This is a genomic window from Okeania sp. SIO2F4, from assembly GCF_010672385.1.
Lineage (GTDB): Bacteria > Cyanobacteriota > Cyanobacteriia > Cyanobacteriales > Microcoleaceae > Trichodesmium.
The window spans coordinates 1-4,549 of sequence record NZ_JAAHGT010000808.1; the positions used below are offsets into that span (position 1 = coordinate 1).

General features: G+C 37.8%; 4 protein-coding genes. All 4 read left to right on the forward strand.

Annotation, left to right across the window (positions count from 1 at the left end; translation table 11 throughout):
- Positions 1-314 precede the first annotated feature (314 nt).
- The 4 genes from F6K22_RS33055 (at position 315) to F6K22_RS33070 (ending at position 4,069) form a co-directional block, all read left to right on the forward strand.
- Positions 315-608, forward strand: coding sequence for a transposase (locus F6K22_RS33055; RefSeq protein WP_293108092.1), 294 nt, complete (start codon positions 315-317; stop codon positions 606-608).
- Complete coding sequence (locus tag F6K22_RS33060; RefSeq protein WP_293108095.1) at positions 586-900, forward strand: RNA-guided endonuclease InsQ/TnpB family protein; 315 nt, start codon at positions 586-588, stop codon at positions 898-900. The genes F6K22_RS33055 and F6K22_RS33060 overlap by 23 nt, the downstream gene beginning before the upstream one ends.
- A gap of 592 nt (positions 901-1,492) precedes the next feature.
- Positions 1,493-2,005, forward strand: coding sequence for a helix-turn-helix domain-containing protein (locus F6K22_RS33065; RefSeq protein ID WP_293108098.1), 513 nt, complete (start codon positions 1,493-1,495; stop codon positions 2,003-2,005).
- Positions 2,006-2,461: 456 nt separating this feature from the next.
- Positions 2,462-4,069, forward strand: a complete 1,608-nt coding sequence (locus F6K22_RS33070; protein WP_293108101.1) for a helix-turn-helix domain-containing protein — start codon at positions 2,462-2,464, stop codon at positions 4,067-4,069.
- Positions 4,070-4,549 lie beyond the last annotated feature (480 nt).

Genomic DNA, 4,549 nt, shown 5'->3' on the forward strand with positions numbered 1-4,549 from the left:
CCTCAGTTTGCTTTGAGATATTTATCTTTACTCTTGGAAACGTTGCTTTAGTAAAGTGTCGGGAATGCCTAAATTCAAGAAAAAAGGTAGAGATGATAGTTTCACTCGTATCGGGCTCAATATCAGTAGGTTTTAATCGTATAAAACTACCTAGAATTGGATGGGTGAAAACCTTTGAAATCTTGCCAGATAATGTTACTCCGTTTAGCTGTAACTATTAGCAAAACAGCTGATAGATGGTTTGTGAGTTTCGCTCTGAGAAACAGAATCCCAAGTCACTGAGAAATCAGTTGATGTAGTTGGTGTAGATTTGGGTGTTAAATCACGCTTCTTCACTATCAACTGGTGAGGTTTTTGAAGGTGCTAAATCTTACAGAAAATTAGAAACTAAATTATCTAGACTGCAATACCTGAACCGACATAAAGTCAAATTTTCTGAGAATTGGAAAAAGGCACAACTCAAAATAGCCAAACTGCACAACAGGATAGCCAACATCAGAAAGGATACATTGCATAAGCTAACTACTTATTTAGCTAAAAACCACAGCCAGATAGTAATAGAAGACTTAAATGTATCCGTATGGGATGTCAAATCACAAACTGGCTAAAGCTATAGCTGATATGGGATTTTATGAGTTTCGTAGACAGCTAGAGTACAAGTGTGAGCTATATGGCTCTGAGCTAGTTGTTGTTGATAGATGGTTTCCTAGCTCTAAAACTTGCTCTAAGTGCGGTCAGGTGAAGCAATCTCTGTCGTTATCTGAGAGAGTGTTTGACTGTGAGCATTGTGGTTTCAGTTGCGATAGAGATTTGAATGCTAGCTTAAATCTAGCTATGGCGGTCAGTGAGAGCTACGCTCCGCTGACGCGAACGTCCGTGACAGCCAGAGGAGCTGGATAACGCCGACGTTGCCAGTTTGAAGCAGGAATAGAATAGATTATTTATAGAAAATCATAGATTTTTGTAGATAATCGTAGGTTTCTAAGAACGGGTGTTCTTGCCCCTACCTACCCCAAGCCAAAACTATTGCCTTCAGAAAAAGCTTGCTCTACAAAACGCCATGACCATATCAGGTTCAGATAGGCGCAAGCAAATTTAAATCAAGATACATTAATCTAATTCTCAGCTATCTACAAGCATTCTACTAAGATCCAGACTTGACTATCTACCCAAAAGATGCAGGAATTATTTCAGCTTGTCTAACATCACATATTTCTGCTCTTGTTTTGGCCATATTAGTTGTGAAAAATAGGGGCTAAGTTAAATCCGGTTCTTAATGCCTGAAACAAGTCATCACCATCAAGTTAAGTAGCACAGGTAATCTATTAATCTATTTAAACTTGTTTTTAGTATAGGATAGCAGACTACAACAGGCAAGGTTTTGCCTATGTCTGGAGTTGCAGCTTATACTCCCAAATAAAGGGTATTGAAAAGCGGATTATAGATACTGTGCAGCTAAGTTGCATTAAGTTGTTAAACTGAGGTAGCTGTTATGCCTGCAAAAGATTTTCTCAGTTCAATGCAAAAGAAAAGATTGCAGAAAGCTTTGCGAGAGAGCGGTTGCTCTCATTTCCGAGAAAGAGTATTGATGTTACTCCTATTAAATGACGGAAAAACTTATTCAGAAATTTCTGGGTTTATCGGTTGTTCTTATAGAACAGTTGCTTATTGGTGTGTACATGGAGATCCAGATCAATTAGATAGTTTACGAGATCGGCGAGAGCATGGTAACTTTCGCAAAGCTACAGAAGAATATATTCAATTATTGATAGAAGTTACAAAAAAATCTCCTAACCAGTTAGGTTATGAATGTAGCAATTGGAGTGGAGAACGTTTAGCAAATTATCTTGCTCAACGAACAGGAATTAAACTTAGTGGTACTCAAGTTAGGAGAATTCTTAAACAAAAAAATATTCGCCTTCCTAGAGGTAGAGTACAACTTGATAATCGAGCCAATCATACAAGTAAGAAACTTGAGAGGAATGTTAGCCAGCAATCTCAATAATTAGGAGATTCAGCAGTTGATATCTGGGGTGAAATGCCGATCAATATATCTTTTAATAATGATTTAAGTATTTCCCCTTGGTTTTTTTTACTAAAAATTAGTAGTTAAATCAACCTTGAAATTACTAACTATTGCAAGTTAAATGTATAAATATCCTTATCTGCTAAATAACCTATTAATTACTCCATACTAAAAGATAAAAATAATATTAATTTGCTCATTCTGAACATATAATCTAAAGTATTTATGAAATATTAAGGTTTATTAAAAGTCTCAATTTAGACTTGAGTGAAAATACTTAAATCATTAGATAAAAGATTTGATATTTTAACTCCTTATATAGTTAGTTGTACAGCAATCAGGGCATCACTATTTAATAGGTAGCGAAATCAACTTACAGATTATAAGAAGTATGACTAACACCTAACTGCTCAACAGTAAAAACAGGGGCTTGTTATGACTCACAAAATGACTGAAAACTGTCTCGGATGTGCCACCTGTGTGCCCCAAACCCAGTGCCCAACAGGTGCGATAGTTGTCGATAATGAACAATATTCTATTAATCCCGAACTGTGTAATAGCTGTGAGGGGTATCACGAAGAGCCTCAGTGTGTAGTTCACTGTTCTATTAGTAGTCCTGTTCCTACCCTACCTAAAAAAGGTAGATATAAGGCTGAGACAAGAACACCCACAAGCTCTGACCTATTTCCCGATGGCAAGCACAGTCCCTTTGCTTCTTCTATAGTAATCTGGGAAGCTTGCAACATTCTGGCGCAGAGACGATCGCTACCTTGGACAGCAGATCCAGAAGGTAAACCGATCTATCAGCGTTCTATTAAGCAAGATCAGGGTTCAATTAGTTTTGGCATCAAAGATTTTGGGTGTACATCCCCAACTCTAAATGATGATGTCAAAAAAGTAACAGATATACCAGCAATGGATATCAGAGCAGCTTGTCTACACCTAATTTATGCCGCCCATGCAACAGTTATTGACAAACCATGGGAGCAAGAATTTGTCATCAGCGATCGGCAAATAGAAAGATACCTGGGGCTAGAAAAACGCAAAGACCTATCTAAAGCAACTAAACTGAGTTTGATTAAAAACCTTGCTCAACAACCTTGCCAAATTACTACTACTATTGACTGGCCTCAACAAGGTAGAATAAATTCCTTTTCATTGCCAGAAAGTCAACTTTGGCATATATTAGAAATTGAACATCACTTTTCTGAAGATTCCACAGGATGCAAACATCTTGTTGGTCTGACTTTTAGAGTTAGAGCTGGTATCTGGGCTAAGTATTTCCTCAACAAGGAAGCTTGCAAACAGCGCACAGCATTCTATCAATATGGAATTTTACCTAAGTCTGTATTAACTACTGTGATGAGTATCTGGCAGCAACATGAGGGAACTGCTAGGATGTTGTTATGGTTATTGTTCAAAACAAAAATGGGTAGGGAGCAACGCTTGACTGTACCTACCTTAATGCGAGTAGCTTATGGCGAACATAAAGTCAGACAAGCATCTTCGTTTAGGGATGACCGAAAACGACTAATAAAGACTTTTGAGAGCGATCTGGAAGTTCTCAGCCATTATGGACTCAAGCCTGAATTTGACCCTGTAACTTACCCCGAAGAAATTCAACCAATGTGGGCAAAATTGGCAGGTTTACCTGATGACGGTGATGCAGCTTTAGATTTTTGGATCGATGATGGTAGTAAGCATCAGAGATTAACAGATCGCGGTCCAAGGGGGAAGTGGAATATGTTAATGAATGCTCGTATCCTGTGGTTTCAACTCCCCCAGGAATGGGATCGACATTTAGCAGAATTTGAAAAACAGAAGTTACGTTATACTAATAAGCGCAAAAGAACAAAAAAGCTTTCTGCTATTTGTGGCGAACAAATTATGATTGCTAGGAAAAATCAACAGTTAAGTCAGAGACAGTTAGCAACTATGCTGGGAAAAAGCCAAAGCTGGATTAGAGATATTGAAAGTGGTCGCTTTCAACTTAAAGGTGAAGACCAAATGCTATTACAGAATGTTTTGGGTTTGGGAGGATAGGGAAGTCAGAAGTCAGAATGTGCTAATTTAGAGACTGTTTGTCAACTTTTGTTAGGTCAAATTATCGCCCTTTAAACTTTAACAACTTGGTTATTTATCCGGTGACTTTGCAGTCTGTAATACCCAATTTCCAACAGATCAAAATACCTCATAATTCTTGACAAACAACCTCTTAGAATTCACAGTTGAGAATTCAGAACTTGAAAATCAGGAGGATGTTATACTAAATCCGGGTTAAACAAACCCGTTTCGAGTAAATCGCAAAAACGCTGTAGAGACCTTGCATGCAAGGTCTCTACAGGGTGAGATATATCCGTTATATCTATACAAGAGTTGTCGCTTTATAGGTTAGGGACTTCCAAAAAATAAAATGTACAATTTATGAGAATGATAATCATTTTTATACGGGAGAGGAAGGGGTTGACATCGCCAACCCCTTCCTCTCATAAATTGGCATCACAATTTCTGTACTTCACCTAG